The sequence below is a fragment of the Bifidobacterium sp. ESL0728 genome (assembly GCF_029392015.1).
Taxonomy (GTDB): Bacteria; Actinomycetota; Actinomycetes; order Actinomycetales; family Bifidobacteriaceae; genus Bifidobacterium.
In genome coordinates this window covers 2,217,989-2,238,783 of the sequence record NZ_CP113925.1, presented here as the reverse complement: position 1 = coordinate 2,238,783, position 20,795 = coordinate 2,217,989, and the positions used below count along the sequence as shown (strand labels likewise).

The following is a 20,795-nucleotide window of genomic DNA, read 5'->3' as shown; positions in this document are numbered from 1 at the left end:
CGCCAAAAGGTTCAACGGCACAAAACAGGACGGGCCATGCCGACATTGATATTTGATTTCAGGTGACAATGGCCGATACAGTGCGCAATGCCGCTTTGAAAGGTAACTATGCCCAAAATGAGACGACAGATGGAGACGATACGGCTGAATCCGACTTTGAGAACCAAGCTATGAAGTCTGATACTGCTGAAGCCGCTTTGGGGCAGAAAACGCAGAAAGCCTCCTCGGGTACCAAAGGTTCGAATAACGCTTCGCAATTAGAGAGAACGCAACTAGAATCAAAATCAGCCTCGTCGCCGTCTGATGGCGATTCAAAAGCAAGTGTGTCCGATGACGTTTCTAAAGACGATAACACGCCCAGTGATGATAATGATTCTGACAGGAATAATGCTTCCGGCGGCGATAACGCTACAGAAGGCGGAAACGCCCAGCAAAGCGACAGTACGGAAAATGATGGAAGCGCTGGGAATTCTGGAAACACTCCTAAGACCACTGACGAAACCGATGAAATCAGCCTGTTCGGGCGACGTCGAGAATCGTTTGCGCAACGTTACCATCTGACTCGGCGCGGAAAGGCCAAGCGCCTTGGTCAGATTCTGCGTATCATGAGCCAGTTCGACATCACCAAAGGTCTGACGCCCCGCAAGATGCGGCTGATGCTGGAAGCGCTCGGCCCCACTTTCGTCAAGGTCGGTCAGATGCTTTCGATGCGTTCCGAGATTCTGCCCCAGCAATATTGCGACGAACTGGCGAAGCTGCGCGCCGACGCCGACCCGATGCCGTATCAGACCGTTGTCGAAACGTTGGAGCAGGAATACGGGCGACCTGTGGACGAGATTTTTACCGATATCAACCCCAAACCGCTCGGTTCCGCCTCCCTGGCCCAGGTCCATCGCGCCACCTTGGTTACCGGCGAGGACGTTGCCGTCAAAGTTCAACGGCCGGGCGTGCGGCAGACGATGGCGCAGGATGTCTCCATCATGCGTTCCGTGGCCAAAGCCGCTACGAAATTCATGGGTTCCAGCATGCAGGTGGTCGATCTGGGCGGCGTGGTCGAGGAACTTTGGGACACGTTCGAGGACGAGACCGATTTCCTGAAGGAGGCCCAACATCTCGCCGAATTCAAGCGTTTCTGCGACCAATACCGCTATATGGACTGCCCGAAGCCGTATATGGACCTCTGCACCCAGCACGTCGTCGTGATGGATTATATCGAGGGCATCTCGCTCAACCATACCGACAAACTCATCGCCGAGGGCTACGACTTGAAAGAGATCGGCACCAAGCTGGTTGACAATTATGCCGCGCAAATCCTCGACAACGGCTTCTTCCACGCCGATCCGCACCCGGGCAATGTCATCATTTCCGGCGGCAAGATCGTCCTGATCGATTTGGGCATGATAGGTCGCCTCGACCGAAAGACCCGCCGTTTGTTGCGACAGATGATTTTCGCCGTCGGCGCGCAGGATTCGCCGGCGCTTGCCGATGGCTTGCTGCGGTTCGCTGATGTTCAGCCTGATTCCGAGGACTATCCGCAACTGCTCAGCGATCTTGACGTCATCGTGGAGGAATATGGAAAAGTCGATCTGGCCGACCTCAATGTCGCCGAATTCGCGATGGCGCTGACCAATCTCGCCCAGCGGCACGGCATCGAGGTGCCCTCGACCATCACCACGATGAGCCGCGCGATGGTCACGCTCGAAGGCACGCTGGACGAGTTCATTCCCGACGTCAACATGATTCAGATCATCACCAACCATGCCGCCAGAAGCAAACGCCTCGACGAGGTCGCGGTCGATGAGGCCAAAACATTGAGCATTGAAGGCAACAAGGCGCTGCACGGTTCGCTCGACGCGCTGGCCGAGAGCAAGATCGCCATGCGCATGCTGACTCGTGGCCAGTTGCGTATGAACTTGGAGATCGTCGGCAGCGAGGAACCGCTGAAGCAGGTTTCCGATATGACCAATCGCCTGACGATGGCGCTGATTGTGGTCGGCTTGTTCGTCGGCTCGTCCATCGTGTATTACGCCGGTATGAAGCCCATCGTTTTCGGCATCCCCGTGGTCGGCTTCATGGGCTACGTCATCGCCTTCATCCTGAGCGTCTGGATCGTCTTCGACATCTACTTCAAGGGCCGCAAAGCCAAGAAAGCCGCCAAAGGCAAATAGCCTCAATCGGATTAGGGATTAAATGTCGTAATGAATAACTTGGCATTTTAGAGGCAAGTTGTGGATTATGCTGCTCAACTTACGATTTTTACGATGGGTTGAACCATATAATCCACAATTCAACCGGACTTAATTTATAAAATTTTGCAGATATTATTATGGCAGTGAATGGCTTTGGCAACAAAAGAGGTTCTTTCCAAACGTAATTGGAAAGAACCTCATGTTATTTAAATGGAGGTTGTCAGATCCGGCTCAGTCAATCAGGCCGTAGAGGCGGTCGCCGGCGTCGCCGAGGCCGGGGACGATGTAGCCGTGCTCATTGAGTTTCTCATCGACGCCGCAGACCACGACCTTGAGATTGATGCTGGGGTCGAGCGTATCTTCGACGCGCTTCAAACCTTCGGGAGCGGCGATGATATTGATGGAAGTGATGTCCTTGGCGCCGCGCTCGATGAGGTAGTGCGTGGCAGCGATGGTGGTGCCGCCGGTGGCGAGCATCGGGTCCAAAAGGAAGACCTGGCGACCGGTCAAATCCTCGGGAAGGCGGTTCGCGTAGGTGATGATGTCGAGTGTGTCTTCGTCACGGCGCATGCCGAGGAAGCCGACCTCGGCGGTGGGCAGGAGCTTGGTCATGCCGTCGAGCATGCCGAGGCCGGCGCGCAGGATCGGCACCACCATCGGACGCGGGGAGGCGAGGTGCTTGCCGGTCATCTTGCAGATCGGGGTCTCGATTTCCTTGTCGACGACGTCGAGGTTACGAGTCGCTTCATAGGCTTCGAGGGTGACGAGCTCGCTGACGAGTTCGCGGAAGATGTTGGAAGGAGTATTTTTATCCCGCAAAACGGTGAGTTTATGCTCGACCAGCGGGTGGTCCAAAACTTGAAGTTGCATACTTCTAGGATATGCCCAGCCGTGGTTTTTTGAAAATCGAAAATGAAATCTGTAACCGACCCGCAACATTGCGCGCAAAATAAAGTAAAACGCTGAACCGTGAAAGCGCCTGTCGGCGCGAACGCCGCTCGCAGCGGCAAAAAATGAAGCCCGGGGCTTAAGCACGGTCCAGCGCGTACTCAAGTATAACTGGTCGTCCTGCGTTTACACGCCGAGCGCGTAAAGTGTGCAGATGGCTGGTTGTAAAGCGCCGGGTTACTCGAGTTTCCCTTGACGCCAGAGACTTGCTCCGTGGCGGAAATCCGTGGAAGTCGTCATAAGATTGCTGCCAGTGTGCAGCAAACGCGCGGCTACGGTACGCGGGTCGTTGGATGCGGGGCCTGCCGAGCTTGCGGGGCCCTTGCCAGCACGATAACGTGCGTCTGCATCGCTCAAGGCCGAGTTGTATCGATTGGCTGCTGCATTGTTGCCATCATGGTCGTGATTGTGACGGTCGGCATTATTGCCATCGGCGGCCTCGTCGGCAACCCGTTGTGCAGCTTGGGCCGCTTCGGCAGCCTCGACTTCGTGCTGGAGGTCGCGCATATGCGCTTCGCGACGGGCCGTTTCTGCCGCCTCAACTTTGCGTGCCTGTCTGGTCAGCATTTTCGCACGGATCGCAAGACCTCGGGCTATCACATCGATGAAGGCCGAGGCTCGTTCCAACGCGACGGCAAAATCGCCGGTAAAGGCCCCGGAAAGTATTGAATCCGCGGTATGCACGATATCTTCGGCGGTCGGGGGAGTGTCGACGCCTGCGATGGCTGAAGCCGCTGTATCCTCAGGTTCGGCGATACGGTACAGACTCGCCAGCGACCGTTGGTTCTTGCGCATCCAGGTGCGCAGCAGGTAAAGCCGCCAAAGAATGCCGGGCAGGGAATCCGGTTCCGACCTGCTCCAGAGCTCCGCGATGATATCGACACCTTCGCGGTCGACCAGCGTCAGCACACGCTCAACGATTTGCGGATCTTGGGTATGATGCACGCGGTCGAGCATGGCCTGGGCCGAAGCGTGGCTCATTTCGTTGATTTCCTCGGGGTCCATGCCGCCGGCCATTTTTTCGGTTAGTGCAGGGTCGAGCTGGGCAGGACGAGCCGGACGCGAGGAGCCGGTACGAGCGGGAGCAAAGCCCGGATGGGCGGAATTGACGGAACCTGAACTGTAATGCACTGGGTTAGTAGACAACTGGAGCCATTCTTTGAATATCGATGATGCGCGGGCCTTCCGCGTCTTTCACGATGAACAATGCTACCGCATTACCTGTCGGCATATAAGGCGATTTGGCGATAAGCTGTTTGGCCAGCGATTTCGAGGCGCACATGGCACGCAGATGCTCGAAAATACCGCCGATCACGGGCCGGTGCATGCAGATGGCCGTAGCCCGGCTGTATTGTTTTGGCATGGCGGGTGGTGCAGGCGGCGTACTTGATTGGGCAGTATCGTTGGCTTGATGGCCGGGAACCGAAGTATCCGCCGCCTTCTCATCCGCACCAACCGATTCGGCAACAGCCTTTTTCGCCGCTATTCGGGCGTTTTCGGCCTTGCCTTTGGCACTACCCTTTACGTCGTCTTTTGCATTTGCGGCGTCGGCATTATCGTTTTCGGATTTGCCGGACTGCGCATCTGCCGTTTGCTCGGCACGGTCGCTGATCTTGACCACGGCCTTCGTCGCGGCGCGCACCGCACATTTCGCCACGGACGTTCCCTCGGTTTCAGTGAACAGATCGCCGATGATATCACTGACGCATTGCCATGCTGCATCGGGATCCGCCGCGAAGGCATCTTCGGTCAGCGCCGGCAATTGCGTGATTCCAAGTCCCGTATGCCAAGCATAGGGTTCCAACGTTTCCATACAACGCAACCAAGGCGAGGATGCGAGATTCTGGGGCGCGTAGCAACCCAGTTCCTGATTCAACGCGAAACTTGCTGCCGCACCACGGGGAATGATGGGACGGTTCGCGTCGGTGCCGTTCCAGCGTTTGCGAGCGACAGCCTTGCTGTGACGGACGATAATCAGCTTTTGCGCTTTGAGTGCACCCTCTTGGATACGGTCGACGAACTGATCGAGGATATCGCGGTCAAGCGGGTGGGAAAGCAGCTTGCGAGCTTGTGGAATGGTCAGCCATCGTACTTCGTCAATTTCGCTGGTTTTTGCGGGCTTGATGGTGCCGACGGCCTGCTCCCGGCTTTTTGCTATTTCCGGTGCAATCGGATGCGCCATCCAATAGACGACATGCTTGGTGTAAATCGTCCCGGTTTTGCTCCCGGTTTTGGAGTGCTTCGAATTCTTGCCTTCGTTGTTAAGCGGATATTCGACTTCACCGATACTCGGACCCAACGCCACCGATACGCCGGTTTCCTCTTCCATCTCACGTATCGCGGCGTGACGACTGGATTCGTGCTCCTCGAGCTTGCCTTTCGGCCAACTCCAATCGTCGTATTTCGGGCGATGCACAAGGCAGACTTCCAGCTGCGTGATGATGGCGCGGAAGTGGATCTCGGCTTGCGTCAATGGCAGCTTGTGCTTCTGCCGTTTGCGTTTGCTGGAGTTGTGGGACGCGCGGGCTTCGGCGAATTTGCTCGCTTTTTCCGCTCGCGCGTCAACGCTGGTGGCAATGCCGCCGGCAATCCAGCGGTAGGGTATGCCCCCTGCCGATTCAACGACATGTGATGGTTTGATCTCAGAGGTCATCTACCGCCCGCTTCTTGATTGTTACTTTCGACCACGTTGATGGGTCTTGATCAACAGTTCCTGGCAATCGACCAGAGGCTTGCCGTCCTTATCGTGCGAATGGCGGATATAGGTGCCGTCCGGCTGCATATGCCAGGACGAGGTGGTATCGGCCATTTGCAAATCGACATAATCAATGAGCGAGGTGATTTCCTCGGGGTCGGTGATACGTACCAGCGCCTCCACACGACGGTCGAGGTTGCGGTGCATCAGGTCGGCCGAGCCGATCCAGACTTCCGGTCCGGCGGCTGGTCCTTCGCCGATCTGCGGGCCTGCGGAGTTCGCGAAGGCGTAAATACGGCTGTGTTCGAGGAAGCGACCGAGGATGGAATGCACGCGAATGTTCTCGCTCAAACCCGGAACTCCTGGTTTCAGCCCACAGATACCGCGAACCACGATATCGACCTTTACGCCGGCTTGGCTGGCACGGTAGAGAGCGTCGATGGTCTTTTCGTCGACGATGGAGTTGACCTTGATCTTGATCCAGGATTCATGGCCGGCACGTGCGGCGTCCTCTTCGCGGCGAATGCGCTGGATGAGGCCGCTGCGGGCGGTACGCGGGGCGACCAAGAGCCTGTGGAAGCTGGAACGTGGGGCATAGCCGGAAAGCTGGTTGAACAGGCGCGTCAAATCCTGCCCGACCACCGGGTCGCAGGTCAGCAAACCGAGGTCGGTGTACTGACGGGCGGTCTTCGGGTTGTAATTGCCGGTGCCGACGTGGCAGTAGCGGCGTAGCCCTTCCGACTCCTGGCGCACGACCAGAGAAAGCTTGCAGTGGGTTTTGAGACCCACAATGCCATAGACGACGTGCACACCCGCACGTTCGAGCTTTCGCGCCCAGGCGATGTTCGCGTCCTCGTCGAAACGTGCTTTGATCTCGACCAGCGCCAAGACCTGCTTGCCGGCGTGCGCCGCATCGACCAGCGCGTCGATGATCGGCGAATTGCTGGAGGTGCGGTAAAGGGTCTGCTTGATAGCCAGCACTTTCGGATCGGCCGCGGCTTGGGCCAAGAAGGCCTGCACCGAAGTGGAGAACGAATCATAAGGGTGGTGCAGCAAAATATCGCGCTCGCGGATGGCGGCGAAGATGTCTTGCGCACGGCTTGATTCAACGGTTGCGATCTGGCGGTTGGTGGTCGGGATAAACGGTTTGTTCTTGAGGTCCGGCCTGTCGATGTTTTGCAGCTCGAACATGAGTTTCATATCCAGCGGCGCTGGCAGACGGTAGATTTCCTCCTCATTGACGCGCAGGCGTCGAGCCAACAGCTGGGAAAGGAACGGGCTGGTGGTGTCGCTGATTTCGAGGCGGATCGGTGGTCCGAAGCGACGGCGCAGCAGTTCCTTCTCCATTGCGTTCAGTAGGTTCTCTGCATCGTCCTCTTCGACATCGATGTCCTCGTTACGGGTGACGCGGAACGAACGCGCCTCCTTGATGATCATGCCGGGGAAGAGCGATTCGAGGTGGGCGATGATGAGGTTCTCCATGGTGATGAAGCCATAGCGTTCCTCGCGGCTTTCCTCGTCGGTCAGGTCGTCGACGGGAACCAGACGGTTCAGGTTGTCCGGCACCTTGACGCGGGCGAAATGCGTTTTGCCGCTGTTCGGGTTCTCCACCAAGACGGCGAGATTGAGCGAGCCGCCGGAAATGTACGGGAAGGGGTGCGCCGGGTCGAAAGCGAGCGGCGTCAGCACAGGGAAGACCTGCTGGCGATAATAGCGCGAAAGACGTTCCTGTTCGGCGCTCGTGAGCTTGTCCCAGCTCAGCAAAACGATGTGTTCCTTGGCCAGTTCCGGCAGAATGTGCTTGATAGCCTCGTTGGCGTGCTCGGCCTGCAGCTCGTGAGCCGTCTCGCTGATTGAACGCAGCTGTTGGCGCGGGCTCAACCCGGAAGCCGACGTCACGGCGATGCCGGTGTCGATACGGCGCTTGAGCCCGGCGACGCGCACCATGAAGTACTCGTCGAGGTTCGAGGCGAAAATACCCGCAAAATTGGCGCGTTCCAGCAGCGGAACCTCAGGATCCTCCGCCATCTCGAGCACGCGTTTGTTGAATTTGAGCCAACTCAGCTCGCGATCAAAGTAACGGTCTGCGGGCAGCGGCTGCTCCTCCGGCAGCGCCTTGCGCTTGTCGGTCTTCTCGGTTTCGGCGATATGCTCGGCAATCTGGCTGCGGAGCAACGCCTTCGAGGGTGCGTCAAAAATCTGTGCCATATCCCTACTCTAAGCATTGCCATAGAGCTATTGAAGCCAAGAAACGCAGAATTCGTCATATTGTGGATAACTGATTTTCCGTACACCGTGATTTGCTCTAAATGTGCATAAACAGAGCGCTTTATTATGACGTTTGTTTTATGTATTTCCAATAGTTACGCTGCAGGAATAGTGAAATGACAAAAATGCACAATCTGCTCGTTGAACATTCCAAAACGTAACATTTTATGTGCATTACAGGGAAGAAGAAAACGTTAATTACCATTAGTGCACAAACGTCGGTTTTGATTTGTATTGGCCGGGCAGATGATACATAATATGAACTACAAGAACAACTGAACAGGGCAGATCCACAAAAAGACAAGGTCTCGATGACTATTACGTTGAACGGGCCGATGATAAAGCTTACCGTTACGACGATGGAGTTGTGAAGATATCTGCCTTCAGATTGGACTTGTAGGAGACCCGCTTCGGCGGGTCTCTTTTTACGTTCGGGGAAGTTTTACTCGTGGCGGATCGTTCGTAAGCGCTGTCTCAGGCCTCGGCGTTATAGGGTTATAGGCATATAGGCCCGGTATGCTTGGCCGACTTGTGGATATTCCGGCTTGAGATTTGCAAGGATGCACGTTCGTAGTCTGTGCCATCTAAACTGAAAACCATGACTGACGATTCCACTGGACAGGTTCCACAAGCCGCACCGGCCGGCAACTCCGGCAACTCCGGCACCTCCGGCAATGCAGGCAATTCCGACGAAGTCGCAGCGAAGAACAAGGCCAGAGTCGAGATTTCCGTACCTCCTCGGGTGCAGCCCGAAACCCCGGCGCGTCCCGAAAGTTCCGGTCCGGCTCAAAGTGCCGCACAAACGGGGGCCTCTGCAGAAGGTCAATCGGCCGGCAATCCAATAACCGCGCCAGCCAATGAACCGTTGAATAGCCCGATAAACCAGGACCAGGCTCAGCCAGCCCGTTCGCCTCAGGCTCAGCCTGCCGCCAATCAGTTTGCCACACCGCCAAGCCAGGGTGAGCCGGTGAATTTCGTTGCTTTCGGCACTGAAAACGCCACGTTCGACGATGACGGCAATGTTTCGGAAGAGAATGCTTTCGTGGCCGATGCAAATTCCGGGAAGTCCGATATCGAGTTTGCCGGTTCGGTCTCGAACGGAGGCGATTCGAAGGCTGATGACGAAATCGAAAAGGGGCTCGCCCAGATCGACCCGTTGACCGTCCATCCGCGTATATCCAGCTGTGTTCTCGCCTTGGTGCTTGCCCTGCTCTGCTTCGCATCGGCCGCCGCGATTTATTGGTTCGGCGTGCACACTCTGGAGGGGCAGAGCTTTGACGAAATCGTATGGCAAAGCTTCAAAACGAGCGCTCCTAGCTGGATTATTGCGGTTTCACATGTGTTCAACCGTGGTGTGGTGATAGTGGTAGTCAGCCTGACGATTGCCGTTCTCGCCTTCATCATCGCGGCGGTTCGTAAACGTTGGTGGCTGGTTGGCCAGATGGCTGTGTTTGGCGCAGTCGCTTACGGCGCTGCATGGCTCAAACGCCTTTTGCCGAGGCCGATGATCATCCGTGTCCTTTCCTCCCACGAAAACAGCGCTCCCTCAGGGCATACCTTGCTTGCGGTTGGGTCGGTACTGGTGCTGCTGGTTGCGGTTCCGCGCGTCTGGCGCGCGTTGGTCGCGTTGCTTGGTTCAGCGTATAGCATCCTTGTCGCCGCGTCGGTGATTGTCGGTCGTTGGCATCGTCCGTCCGACGTATTGATGTCGCTGCTGATCGGCGGTGGCCTGATGCTGCTTGCGCTCGTGTTCACGCGCAAATCCGGCATGGACAGCCCCGGCAGCCGTATGTCGTCGGCCGGCATACAGATTATCGGCAGCATCATGATTACTTTCGGCGTCGTCTCCTGCGCTTATGCCGGTTATATGCTTTGGCAGATTTATCCCGGGCTTGAGATGATGGCCGTGTGGGCCAAGAACGGTGCATGCGCATTGACCATGGCCGCCATCCTCGGAGTGGGTTGCCTGATGTTCGGGCTTACGCTTGCCATGCGCCAATTGACCGCATCCCCGTTGACCAGGCTCGGTTTGGTAGGCGCGCCGCCGGCCCCGCCGCAGGAGTAATTGCGTGGGTTTTAAAAGACTGGTATTTGTTGGTCTTCGTGTTGTGTGTCAGTTTTCCCGAACCTTTTGCACATTGGCGTAAGGACGAATGCTCCGAGAGCGAGGCAAATTCCGGTGCCGGCCATGATCGGCGTAACCGCGATGCGGTCGAAAAGCAGACCGTAAGTCATCTGGCCCAGCGGTGCCGCGCAAAGGCTGACGGCGGAGATGAACGCGCCGATCTTGCCCATCAGCTCGTCGGGGATAAGCGTCATAAACGTAGGGGTGGCGATGATGTTGGTGAAATCGATAGAAAGCGTGACCAAGCAGAACGCGGCGATGAACGTGACCAATTTCGCCCACCTGCTTACCGGCAGCGCGAAGATCACGGCGATTGGCGCGAAGCAGAGGGCGGCGGAATAGATGGTCGCCGGCAGATGATGCATGAACAGTTTCGCGGCCAAAGCAGTGGTCAGAAGGGTGTCGAGCAGCGAAACGACGCTCATAATCCCGTCGGAATAGCCGTAGACGTCGGCCCCGAAATTGAGCGTTGTGCGGATGATATACGGCGAGCCGACGGACGAGACGCCGTTGAGAAAGAAATTCAGCGCAGCGGTGACGGCAACGAGTTCCAGCAGTGTCGGGTTTGTTTTGAGGAATGCCGCGGCGTCGCGGACGTCGGCAAGAAAAAGCTTGAGGATACTGGTATGGGCAACCGGAATGTCGGTTTGAGATTCTGACAATTCCGAATCGCCTGTGGCTGCTGTGACGGAGAATGCTGTGGGTTCTTGGCAAATATCTTTTACGTTGGTCGTGTTTTCTGCGGCCGTTCGCATCGTTGTTTTGTGGTGGGCTTTGGTTGGTTTGTCTGATGGCGATTTGGACATGTTTTCGTTTATTGCTTTGTAATGGCGGACGCTGCCAAGTTTGATGAAGCATTCCAAGCCCGCAGTAGCGAAGAAGCAGATGGTGGTGGAACCCATCATGGTGCGGATACCGATGAGCGCGTAAAGCGCGCCGCCGGCGAAGGTCGGGATGATTTGCATGATGGAGTTGACCTGGCTGGAAATCGCTTGCGCGCGACGCAGCAGCACGATGTCTTTTCGGCCGAGCATCTGGGGGATGGCGGCGCTGACGGTCGGGGATTCGAGTGCGTTGAGCGCCGAAAGGGCGATAAGCAGCACCGCGATTGAAACGATGGTATGGGTTTGCATGAAGCCGAAAGCGAGGGTTGCGGCAAGCACCACGCATCCGCTGACGGCATCGAGCGCGACCATCATGGTCCGGCGGTTGACGCGGTCGGCGACGACCCCGCCGAACGGCATGAGCAGGATGGTCGGGACGATCGAGAGGGAAAGCAACGTAGCGAAAATGGTGGCCGAACCTGTTTTGTCGAGCACCCACATCGACATGGCGAAGCGCAGCATCGTGTTGCCGAAAAGCGAGAGCCCCTGGCCGGCGATGAGCAGGATGAAATTGCCGGAACGCAACGGCGAGGCGGCCTGTTTGCGCATTTGCCCGGATTCGTTGCAGTCTTTTGCATCGTCGGTTCGCTGTGGCCGCGCTTGTGTGGACCTTTCGGCGGGAGTGAGGTTTTCGGGTTCGTTCCCGCTTACGACTTTTTGGGTGTTGATATTGTTGGGGTCGTTCATGGTTTCTCCGGAAGAGTTTCCAAATTTACATACCGACTGACGGTATGTAAAAGAATAATTGTTGATGTCATATAGCCTTCTATGGTGAAGTCTGATAGCTTTTGAAACGCGTAAACAAATAATTGCAGGAAATACCGCCTGCAGGTTTCTTTATCTTTGGGCTGTGGCCTCGATTTCGTCGTCAGAAACGTTATCGTTGAACGTGTTTATTGCCGGTTTTAGTGCTGTTTCCGCCTCTTTGAGGCATCGTCTTTTGAATCCGGAATCTGAATCTGCGAATAGAAATCGGCAAGCCGGTCGATCATGTCGTGGGTAATCGCAGGCACCCCGATGGAGACGCAGATGGTGGCCAGGCATTGTGCACGGTGTCGCAACTCGCTGCGGGTGCCGGGGTAGAAATTCGGCATGAACCACATGTTCATCAGTAGGGTGAGCAGTTCGGCGGCTTCCTGCGGATAGTCCGTGATGATGGAACCGTCGACGACACCGCAATCAATGAGTCTGCGCAGGCCGCTTGGCAGCGTATGCGTCCACATCCCGATGCTTTCGGCAAGGTTTTGCGGATCATTGGCCGTGGAGAGCGCACCTTTCAAGCGCTCGACGTGCTCCGGGTCGGTCATGGTGCCTAGGAAAAGTTCGCGGATTTTCTGCAGGCCGTTAAGGTCTTTACGTTGAAGAAGGGCGTCGTATTGGGCGTAGGATTTCTTGTTGTCTTCGTCGCTGATGGCTTCGAGAATGTCGAGTTTGGACTTGAAATGGTGGTATATCGCGCCTTTGGAGAGGTCGCCGAGTTCGTCGAGAATGTCTTGGATCGAGGTGTTTTCGTAGCCTTTGGCGGCGAACAGTTTCTGCGCCGCGTCGAGTATGCGGCGCCTGGTCACCTCCGGATGTGCGTTGCGTGCCATGCGGTGCCTCCTTCACAAAGTGTCGTCGGATTTGTGATGGTCGATATGTCAGTAAGCGCATAAGTGAATGTATTGCGTTCTATCGGAACCAATCAAATCCTGTTGCCATCATTATACATACCGACGGTCGGTATTGAGTAGGCGTGTCGCTTTTATCCAATGTTTCTCTATATTCCAGCCGTTTCTTTATTTCCGCGGTTATTCATAAATTCTGTCAACGTCAACCTAAAGCTGATATGAAGTGGAATTCTGTTTTTGGCTGACAGGCCGCATTCTTTAGTTCGCAGCCCCGAGGCACAATAGGGAGCATGACTTCCAAAGGAAAACCGTCGCCGCGCTCGGCTGTCAAACCCTTGAGCGATGCGCAAGTGGAGCTTCTGGGCAAGCGTCATCACTTGGTCGATCCGACGCAATATTTCCCCACCGGCCCGCGCAAGGCGAACACTGCCGAGATCGAGGCGCAGAACCCGAAGGGCACCAAGCGGTTGCTTGACGCCGTTTCCGCGATTCTCCGCATGCACAGCAAGAACTACGCTTGGGGGCTTGAGCATGTTCCTGAAACAGGCCCGTTCATCACGGCCGCCACGCATGTGACAATGTATGACGTCTTTATTCCGATGGATGCACTGTTTCACATGGGTCGCCGCCCGCGCTATATGGCCAAGGCCGAGATGTCGCACTGGCCGATCATCGGTAAGTGGTTCATGCTGGTAGGCATGCAGCCGGTGCCGCGCCGCAGTGGCAAGGCCGTCGAAATCGAGAAGGAATCCATCGATATTCTCACCTCCGGCCGTCCGCTGACCGTCTGGCCGGAAGGCACGCTTTCGCGCGATCCGCTCAAATGGCCGATGAGCCTTAAGGATGGGGTCGGCATCATCGCGCTTGAAGCCTCGCGCCGGCTTGGCTATCAGATACCGCTCTATTGCTCGGTGACGTGGGGTGCGGCGAGCATCAACCATTGGTGGCCGTGGCCGCGCAAGAACGTGGTGATGTGCTACGACGACGTGCTGGATTACGGCGATCTGCTTAAAGACATGGATTCGTGGGGCGTCGAGCCGCCGATGGAGCTGGTAACGGAGCTTACCACTCGCATCCGTGAACGCATGGAGGTCATTATGGCCGAGATTCGCGGCGAGAAGCCGCCGGCCGAAGGCTATTGGGATTTCCGCACGATGAGCCGCAAGCCGCGTCGCTGATTTCGGTTTCGGTATTCTTGGTGCGCGAAGTGTGGGAACTAGCCGCGAAATTGACGAAGCTGCAGGTGCTGCGGCACAATGGATAAGTTCTTGACGACGGGGCATGTGTTGGACAAATCCATGACAGAACACGATAATCGTAACTATTATGGAAGAGACCGGCGATGCAAAGGAGCAGATTATGAAGGTGACGGTACTCGGGGCAGGCGCTTGGGGAACGGCGTTCGGCCAGGTGCTTGCGGACGCGGGCAACGAGGTGACGATGTGGGCGCGCGAGCCGAAAATCGTCGAAGGCATACGCGACCACCATTACAACGCTGTGCGGCTTCCCAGCGTCAAACACCTTCCAAACAATATGACTGCCACTGGCGATCGGGCCGAAGCAGTAAGTCAAGCGCGAATCGTTGTGGTCGCCATCGCTGCCCAACATGCGCGTGAGGCGCTGGAACTGTTCGCGCCATTGATTGGCTCGGAATCCATCGTGGTTTCGCTGATGAAGGGAATCGAACGGACCACTGGCGAGCGCATGGATCAGGTGGTGCGTGAAGCGCTGGGAGGCTTGCCTGCCGGGCGGTTCGTGGCGATTTCCGGGCCAAACCTCAGCAAGGAGGTCGCAGACCGCCAGCCAAGCGCCACGGTGGTGGCCAGCGTCGATATCGACAACGCAAAAATCGTGGCACAAGCCTGCAGAACCCCATATTTCAAGGCATTCGTCACCACCGACGTCATCGGCGTGGAGATGTGCGGCTCGCTCAAGAACGTGGTGGCGCTCGCGGTGGGTATGGCGCGGGGCGCAGGTTATGGCGAGAACACGGCCGCGATGATCGAGACGCGAGGACTTGCGGAGCTTGCCGCACTAGGCAAGGCCGCGCACGCCGAATCCAAGACTTTCCAAGGACTTGCGGGGGTTGGCGACCTGATTGCGACCTGCGGTTCGCCCCTAAGTCGCAACTACACATTCGGCGCGAATCTTGGCCGCGGCATGAGCATCGAAGAAGCGACGAAGGTCAGCAATGGCGTGGCCGAAGGCGTCCCCACGACGGAAGCCGTGGTGCGCATGGGCGCGCAGCTCGGTGTGCCGACCCCGCTTGCCAGCGCTATGAACGACGTGCTCACGCACGGCCTGACCTGCGAACAGATGCTTCATGAATTGGTCAAAGGCGATATCACCGAAGAGTAACGCTCAGTATGCTGGCGTGTGAAGTTGCCGCTAGATAAACCTCGGCCCCGGTGCTTAGTTGCAAAAGCGCCGGGGCCTGTGGCATAAAAAGAAGGAACTCATAGAATGTCCCTTATCGATTGCGGCCTCATCAGATAAAAGCTTTAAAGGCCACCAAATCCTGATGATTCGTCCTGCCGCAACTGGCATACTAATTCTACCATCCGGCTAGGCATACTTTTCTGACGGGCCAACACGCTTGGGACGGGGTGGCGTGCATCGGCTTTGTGAATGAGAGTGGCGGGCTTCGGAGTGTCGCTTGCGAGCCGTGTAGGCTTGGGGTTCAGACTTGGTTTCGGTCGAAGTAAAGCGAGGGAATATGCGTAAGCATCGCGTGGTGGTTTTGTATGGTGGCAGGTCGGACGAACATTCGATTTCCTGCCTTTCTGCTGCAGGGATCATGAAGGCCATGGATACCGAGCGCTTCGAGCCGATCCCCATCGGTATCACCAAGGCCGGAGAGTGGGTGATGGGCGGCACCGATCCTCGTGATTTCAATACCGCGGATGGCGCGATGCCCACGGTCGATGCTTCCGATGCCAATGACGCCGTCAAACCGGTCGTGCTCGACATGTCCCGTGGCAACAACGGTTTCTACGCTCGCGAGGCGAACGGGAAGCTGACTTCGCTTGGCTATGTGGACGCGGTATTTCCCGCGTTGCATGGCCCGTACGGTGAGGACGGCACCGTCCAGGGCCTGCTCGATATGATGGGCGTACCTTACGTCGGTTGTGGTGTCTTTGCTTCGGCCGCGTGCATGGACAAGGCTTTCACCAAGATCATTCTGAGTGAAGCCGGCATTCCGGTTGCTCCCGGGGTGACGTTTGATAGCCGCGATTTCAACGCGTCCGACGAATTCAAGAATGATGCTCAAGAAGCGATGAAAAGTATCAAAGCGGCCAGGTTGCGCTATCCGCTTTTCGTCAAGCCGTCCCGTGCCGGATCGAGTTTCGGCGTCACCAAACTGGAACGTCAGGGTGATACTGAGGAACTGGCTTCGGCGCTTTTCGAGGCTTCGCACCACGACTGGAAGGTATTGGTGGAGCAGGGCATCGACGGCCATGAGATTGAGTGCGCCGTCCTCGATCCGTCGGCAGACGAGGAACCGAAGTCGGCGTTGCCCGGCGAGATCGTGCTTGACCTGCGTGCCGAGGGCGACGATCAGTTCTATGATTTCGACAGCAAGTACACCGATTCCGACGCCTCGCACGTTGAAGTGCCGGCAGATTTGCCTCAAGAGACGCTGAAACGTGCGCAGGAGGTTGCGGTCCGTGCGTTCAAAGCCGTTGACTGTGCCGGACTTTCGCGCGTCGATACGTTCGTGACGAAGCGCGGCGAGGTGATGGTCAATGAAATCAACACTATGCCGGGCTTCACACCGATTTCGATGTATCCGAAGGCTTGGGAAGCTACCGGGGTGAGCTATACGGAATTGATTACCAAGCTTATCGAGGGTGTGTTAAGGTAAACCTAGATATCATATTTTAATAAATTTGATTGGATTGAGATAAATCACAAAATATATCAATTATTATTACCATTAGTACGATGGAAAAATATAGTTGATTGATCAATAATTCGAGAGGGTATGTGTCGCAACATGAACGACGATAATCGTCCTGAAGAACAGGATTTGCAGTCGGGAAAGCACGACGAATCCGGTTCGTCGCAACAAGCGCAGTATCAGCCTCGATTCGCTTATCATCCGTTGCATGCCAAGGTGCAGACGGAGCAGCAACCTCAGGAAATTGGGCAACCCGATCAACTGGATTATTCCTCTGAATTTCAAAGTCAGACTCAATCGCAAAACCTGTCAAGTCAAGCAAGCCCATTAAGTCAAGCTAGTCAGCCAAATCAACTAAGCCAGTCAAGTCAAGCGAGCCAGCCAAGTACATCAAGCTCATCGAGTCAGCCAAGTCAAGCGAGCCAGCCAAATCAGCTAAGCCTATCAAGTGAGCCAAGCCAGTCAAGTCAGCCAAATCAGCCAAATCATTCAAGTCAGCCAAATCAGCTAAGCCAAGCAAGCCAAGCAAGCCAGTCAAGTCAAGCCGAGTCCGAGTCTCAATATGAACCGCAATCGGCTTATCGGACCTTGAAATCACTGACCCAGCCGCAATGGCAACCTTCGTCGGTGCAGTCCCAGTCCCAGCCTTATTCTCAGCCTCACGAGTCACAATCAGGGTCTCAGACTCAGCAATATTTGCCGGCGCATTCGTCCGGGCAGCAGTATCAATCCCAGCAGGATTATGGCCAACCTCAGGTATCCAAGACGTACCAGTCTCAATATCAAGGCCAGCCATACAGTCCTCAGAGCCAGACGTACCAGCAGCCGCAATCGGCTCAGACGCAATCAGCTCAGCCGCAAACGTATCAGCCCTATCAGTCCCCAGCTGGTAACCAGCAATCCCAGTATCAACAGTATTCGCAGTCTCAATTCCAGCAATCCCAGCAGCCTGGCCAATATCCGTCGCAGCAATATCAGCAGCAGTACTCGCAGCAGCAGTATCAGGGATATCAATACCCGTCCTATCCGTCTTATCCGGCGCAGTCGCTCGGAATGCAACCGCAGCCGCAATCCCAACCTCAATATCAGCAGTATCAGGCTTCACCTCAGTATCAGTCTCAATTCCAGCCCGGCTATCAATACCCCTCCCAGCCTCAGTACGCAGCGCAGCCATCCTCGCAATTTGCGCGTCCGGCCTCCAACCGCTACTTCTACCAGCCCAATCCCGCATGGCAGGCCGCGATGTCCCGGTGGCTTCAAGGCGTGCGCAAACGGTTCTCAAACATCGGTTACGCCCTGGATCTTGTTATTCTGGTGTGGTATTCGCTTAATGTGATCATAAGCGAAGTCGCGAGATTGTTCGTCAACCCCGCAAAACTGCCCATGTGGGCGGAATTGCTGATGAGCAATGGCCCGCTCTACGTGGTCGCGATTCCGCTTTCGCTGCTGATTTTCCGCACAATACCCAAGGTGAAACGCAAAACGAGCGATATGGGCGTGGGCATGTTCCTGGTGCTGATGGCGATATCGTTCCCGCTGGCGGATATCGGCAATTTCATCGGCAATATTCTCTCCGGCCTGCTTTCCAATGACCAGGCGCAAAGCAGCATCAACGAGCTCATCGAAGGCCTTGACCCGATAAGCCTCCTACTGTTCACCGTGATCATCGGCCCGATTTTCGAGGAATGGCTTTTCCGTCGCTTGCTGATCGACCGCATGCAGCAATACGGCGAAAAGACCGCGATTCTGGTTTCCGCCTTCGCCTTCGGCCTTTTCCACGGCAATCTCTTCCAGTTCTTCTACGCCTTCGCTTTCGGCCTGCTGCTGGCCTACGCCTACGTGCGCACCGGCAAGCTGCGTTATACCATCGCCATGCACATGACGTTCAATTTCTTTGGCGGATTCCTGCCGCAAGTCGCTTTCCTGCCGATGAGCAAATCCGTCAGAAGTGCCGTGGACATGGATACGTTCGGTGGCGTGAGGAAGGCGTTCGCCGCAGGTCATGGCGCCGAAGTCACGCCGCTCCTGATTTATCTGGTATTCGACGGCGTGATGTTCATTGTCGGCATCGTGGTCGCCATTCTCGAACGCAAGAAACTCGTGTTCTACAAGGCGCCTGAGGAATTGCCGGCAGGCACGCGGGTCAAGACGGTGCTTGCCAACCCCGGAGTCATCATTTTCATCGTGCTGTCCGTGCTTTTGATGATTGCCGCATTGTTCAACGTGTGACGGGTGTCGCCGCCAACGTTACTGCGACGAAAAGCACGAAAATGAGCCTGAAAAAGTGCTTTTGGTCGCAGATGCAAGTCAAAAAAGCAAGGGATGGACGCTTCAGCCCGATTCAGATAATGAAATCTTCCTTGGCCAACGCGCGAACGGCGCAATCGCGCACGCGGTCCTGATTGATGCCGGCATTGGCGAACAGCAACGCTTCGCCTTGTACACCATCGGGAGAGAAGCCGGTGAAATTGACTTGCGGCGGATTCCGGCGGTCGGTGATGCCGGATGTCGCCGTTTTAAGCACGCTTGAAATGCGTTTGGCGGCCATTTTGATATCGGTACCGGGTTTCACCGCGAAAGCCACGCTGACGCACGCCTCGCCCTCTCGGGTAAGGCGTTCCAGCGAAGAGGTGTTGAGCACCGAGTTGGGAATGATGAGCTGATTGCCGTTGCGCTCGCGCACCACCGTCTGCCGCCAGGTGATGTCCTCAACGGTGCCGGTGATGTTTTGGATGCGCACATGGTCGCCGGGGTGAATGACATGGCCGATCATCAGTCCGAAACCGGAGATGATGTTGGCGATGGTATCTTTCAGACCCAGCGAGATCGCGACACCGCCTACGCCAAGCGCCGTGACGATGGTGGTCGGATTGATGCCGAAAACAGGCTGAAGCACCATGGCCACGGCAATGGTCCAAATCGCAACCAACGAAAGATTGACGAAAATCGACGCGTTGGGAATGCCGGAATGATTAAGCAGTTTTTTGAGCCACCGCGAAACGGCTTTTGTAGCCACAAAGGCGACCACAAGCACGATAACCAGAAAAGCGATGCGACTATCGTGCGCCCTAAGCCAGTCCAGCAATGTTTCCATAAGGCTTTAGCTTACCCCCGTAGGCTTCCACCCGCTGAACCGGCTGAAAACGAAAAATCAAGCGGTGTGGCTGATGCCACCCATGAGCGCGGCGTTTCCCCTGAAGCCGTCGGCATGTTGATGCTGCATCGTATGAAGGTCTTCAAGCAAAGCATCAACTTCATGCTTGAAATCCTTGTCTTGGCTTTCGGCCTCCGCGATGTTCTTGAGCAGTGAGCTGTCACCCTTTTCCAGAGCGCTGCGGAACATTTGCACCCAGAAACCAGGCATGCTGTCGCCGGAAACCGCCATATAGAGCGTACGAGCGACCACTGCCGCGTCGAGATTGCTCCACTGCTCGACCGTCGTCTCCTTGGAGAGCTTGGGCCACATGCCGGAAATCGCCAGCAGACCGCCCACAGAGAACTCCAACAGGCACTTCTGGGTGATGGTCATGTCGCGGTCAAGATGCTGCCAAGAGATGAAGCCGTCGCGAATCGCGTCGTGCACGGTGTAGAGCAGAAATGGGGAACCGTGCTTGCCCACCGTCAGTGAAAGACGATCGAGATAGACTCGGTTGGCCGGCACGCCCACGAGCTGCATGACGATACCGTTCCAAGCCTTGGCTGGGTCGATGGTGAACTCGGGCAGTGCCCTGTTGATACCTTCTACGGCGTGCTGAATCGCTGTTTCGGCGAGATTGTTGAGTTTGCAGTAATGGTAGTAGAAAGAGTTACGGTTGACACCCGCCAGATTGACAATGTCAGTGACGGTGATTTTGGGATAATCCCGTTCCTCAAGCAACTTCCAGAACGCATTCTCCATGCGCGTCGTAGCCGGCAATTGATTTGAGTCTTGTCGGGGTCTAGACATTGTGATGCCTCCTGATGATTGAGAAAATTCTATGTGAAGAATTTCTGTACTGATTCTAAAGGATAACGGTTGACGATTTTCGTTAAATTACGATTATCGCGTAGAGAAAACATTTTGACTTTTCATTATACACAGACTTGTGCATATTAAACTAGATAAAAATATTTATAAAATCTATTTCTTTATGCGCAACATTGCAATATTATAAATTATAATGTGATGTAAATCA

Annotated in this window: 15 protein-coding genes; 6 read left to right on the top strand and 9 right to left on the bottom strand. The window is 55.8% G+C overall.

Going from position 1 to position 20,795, the window contains the following annotated elements:
• Positions 1-68: 68 nt before the first annotated feature.
• A complete protein-coding gene (locus OZX67_RS08425; protein WP_277142541.1) occupies positions 69-2,168 on the top strand; it encodes an AarF/UbiB family protein in 2,100 nt (699 codons plus the stop codon).
• A gap of 252 nt (positions 2,169-2,420) precedes the next feature.
• On the opposite strand, the gene upp is transcribed toward OZX67_RS08425, so the two are convergent.
• The 4 genes from upp to OZX67_RS08405 form a co-directional block, all read right to left on the bottom strand.
• Positions 2,421-3,059 (bottom strand): uracil phosphoribosyltransferase, encoded by a 639-nt coding sequence (upp, locus tag OZX67_RS08420; protein WP_277142538.1) that lies wholly within the window; start codon positions 3,057-3,059, stop codon positions 2,421-2,423.
• A 255-nt stretch (positions 3,060-3,314) separates the two neighbouring features.
• Positions 3,315-4,283: a hypothetical protein gene (locus OZX67_RS08415; RefSeq protein WP_277142536.1), complete on the bottom strand. Its 969-nt coding sequence runs from the start codon at positions 4,281-4,283 to the stop codon at positions 3,315-3,317.
• Complete coding sequence (locus tag OZX67_RS08410) at positions 4,273-5,790, bottom strand: NUDIX hydrolase (RefSeq protein WP_277142534.1); 1,518 nt, start codon at positions 5,788-5,790, stop codon at positions 4,273-4,275. The genes OZX67_RS08415 and OZX67_RS08410 overlap by 11 nt, the downstream gene beginning before the upstream one ends.
• Before the next feature lie 21 nt (positions 5,791-5,811).
• Positions 5,812-8,040, bottom strand: a complete 2,229-nt coding sequence (locus OZX67_RS08405; RefSeq protein WP_277142532.1) for an RNA degradosome polyphosphate kinase — start codon at positions 8,038-8,040, stop codon at positions 5,812-5,814.
• Between the two features lie 658 nt (positions 8,041-8,698).
• Here OZX67_RS08405 and OZX67_RS08400 point away from each other — a divergent pair.
• Positions 8,699-10,165 carry a phosphatase PAP2 family protein gene (locus tag OZX67_RS08400; RefSeq protein WP_277142530.1) on the top strand — a complete coding sequence of 489 codons (1,467 nt, stop codon included), beginning with the start codon at positions 8,699-8,701 and terminating at the stop codon, positions 10,163-10,165.
• A gap of 11 nt (positions 10,166-10,176) precedes the next feature.
• On the opposite strand, the gene OZX67_RS08395 is transcribed toward OZX67_RS08400, so the two are convergent.
• Together OZX67_RS08395 and OZX67_RS08390 are read right to left on the bottom strand one after the other, a co-directional pair.
• Entirely contained in the window at positions 10,177-11,796 is a 1,620-nt protein-coding gene (locus OZX67_RS08395) for an MFS transporter (protein ID WP_277142527.1), read from the bottom strand.
• Positions 11,797-12,014: 218 nt separating this feature from the next.
• Positions 12,015-12,701 carry a TetR/AcrR family transcriptional regulator gene (locus tag OZX67_RS08390; RefSeq protein WP_277142525.1) on the bottom strand — a complete coding sequence of 229 codons (687 nt, stop codon included), beginning with the start codon at positions 12,699-12,701 and terminating at the stop codon, positions 12,015-12,017.
• A gap of 308 nt (positions 12,702-13,009) precedes the next feature.
• On the opposite strand from OZX67_RS08390, the gene OZX67_RS08385 reads away from it, so the two are divergent.
• From OZX67_RS08385 to OZX67_RS08375, 3 genes are all read left to right on the top strand, one after another.
• Positions 13,010-13,897, top strand: coding sequence for a lysophospholipid acyltransferase family protein (locus OZX67_RS08385; protein ID WP_277142523.1), 888 nt, complete (start codon positions 13,010-13,012; stop codon positions 13,895-13,897).
• Between the two features lie 181 nt (positions 13,898-14,078).
• Positions 14,079-15,077 (top strand): NAD(P)H-dependent glycerol-3-phosphate dehydrogenase, encoded by a 999-nt coding sequence (locus OZX67_RS08380; RefSeq protein WP_277142521.1) that lies wholly within the window; start codon positions 14,079-14,081, stop codon positions 15,075-15,077.
• A gap of 358 nt (positions 15,078-15,435) precedes the next feature.
• Complete coding sequence (locus OZX67_RS08375; protein ID WP_277142518.1) at positions 15,436-16,584, top strand: D-alanine--D-alanine ligase family protein; 1,149 nt, start codon at positions 15,436-15,438, stop codon at positions 16,582-16,584.
• A 16-nt stretch (positions 16,585-16,600) separates the two neighbouring features.
• Here OZX67_RS08375 and OZX67_RS08370 read toward each other — a convergent pair whose 3' ends face one another.
• Complete coding sequence (locus OZX67_RS08370) at positions 16,601-16,948, bottom strand: hypothetical protein (RefSeq protein ID WP_277142517.1); 348 nt, start codon at positions 16,946-16,948, stop codon at positions 16,601-16,603.
• 260 nt (positions 16,949-17,208) lie between these two features.
• Here OZX67_RS08370 and OZX67_RS08365 point away from each other — a divergent pair, with 260 nt between their 5' ends.
• On the top strand, positions 17,209-18,849 hold the full coding sequence (locus OZX67_RS08365; protein WP_277142515.1) for a CPBP family glutamic-type intramembrane protease: 1,641 nt from the start codon (positions 17,209-17,211) through the stop codon (positions 18,847-18,849).
• A 112-nt stretch (positions 18,850-18,961) separates the two neighbouring features.
• On the opposite strand, the gene OZX67_RS08360 is transcribed toward OZX67_RS08365, so the two are convergent.
• Both OZX67_RS08360 and OZX67_RS08355 read right to left on the bottom strand, forming a co-directional pair.
• Positions 18,962-19,714, bottom strand: coding sequence for a mechanosensitive ion channel domain-containing protein (locus OZX67_RS08360; RefSeq protein ID WP_277142513.1), 753 nt, complete (start codon positions 19,712-19,714; stop codon positions 18,962-18,964).
• 57 nt (positions 19,715-19,771) lie between these two features.
• Positions 19,772-20,566 (bottom strand): TetR/AcrR family transcriptional regulator, encoded by a 795-nt coding sequence (locus OZX67_RS08355; protein ID WP_277142511.1) that lies wholly within the window; start codon positions 20,564-20,566, stop codon positions 19,772-19,774.
• Positions 20,567-20,795 lie beyond the last annotated feature (229 nt).

Coding starts and splice junctions, on each gene's coding strand:
- OZX67_RS08370 (WP_277142517.1), bottom strand. CDS start 16,948: ATGGGCTTGCTTGACTTGACAGGTTTTGCGATTGAGTCTGACTTTGAA.
- OZX67_RS08385 (WP_277142523.1), top strand. CDS start 13,010: ATGACTTCCAAAGGAAAACCGTCGCCGCGCTCGGCTGTCAAACCCTTG.
- OZX67_RS08405 (WP_277142532.1), bottom strand. CDS start 8,040: ATGGCACAGATTTTTGACGCACCCTCGAAGGCGTTGCTCCGCAGCCAG.
- OZX67_RS08355 (WP_277142511.1), bottom strand. CDS start 20,566: ATGTCTAGACCCCGACAAGACTCAAATCAATTGCCGGCTACGACGCGC.
- OZX67_RS08400 (WP_277142530.1), top strand. CDS start 8,699: ATGACTGACGATTCCACTGGACAGGTTCCACAAGCCGCACCGGCCGGC.
- OZX67_RS08380 (WP_277142521.1), top strand. CDS start 14,079: ATGAAGGTGACGGTACTCGGGGCAGGCGCTTGGGGAACGGCGTTCGGC.
- OZX67_RS08410 (WP_277142534.1), bottom strand. CDS start 5,790: ATGACCTCTGAGATCAAACCATCACATGTCGTTGAATCGGCAGGGGGC.
- OZX67_RS08360 (WP_277142513.1), bottom strand. CDS start 19,714: ATGGAAACATTGCTGGACTGGCTTAGGGCGCACGATAGTCGCATCGCT.
- OZX67_RS08425 (WP_277142541.1), top strand. CDS start 69: ATGGCCGATACAGTGCGCAATGCCGCTTTGAAAGGTAACTATGCCCAA.
- OZX67_RS08395 (WP_277142527.1), bottom strand. CDS start 11,796: ATGAACGACCCCAACAATATCAACACCCAAAAAGTCGTAAGCGGGAAC.
- upp (WP_277142538.1), bottom strand. CDS start 3,059: ATGCAACTTCAAGTTTTGGACCACCCGCTGGTCGAGCATAAACTCACC.
- OZX67_RS08390 (WP_277142525.1), bottom strand. CDS start 12,701: ATGGCACGCAACGCACATCCGGAGGTGACCAGGCGCCGCATACTCGAC.
- OZX67_RS08375 (WP_277142518.1), top strand. CDS start 15,436: ATGCGTAAGCATCGCGTGGTGGTTTTGTATGGTGGCAGGTCGGACGAA.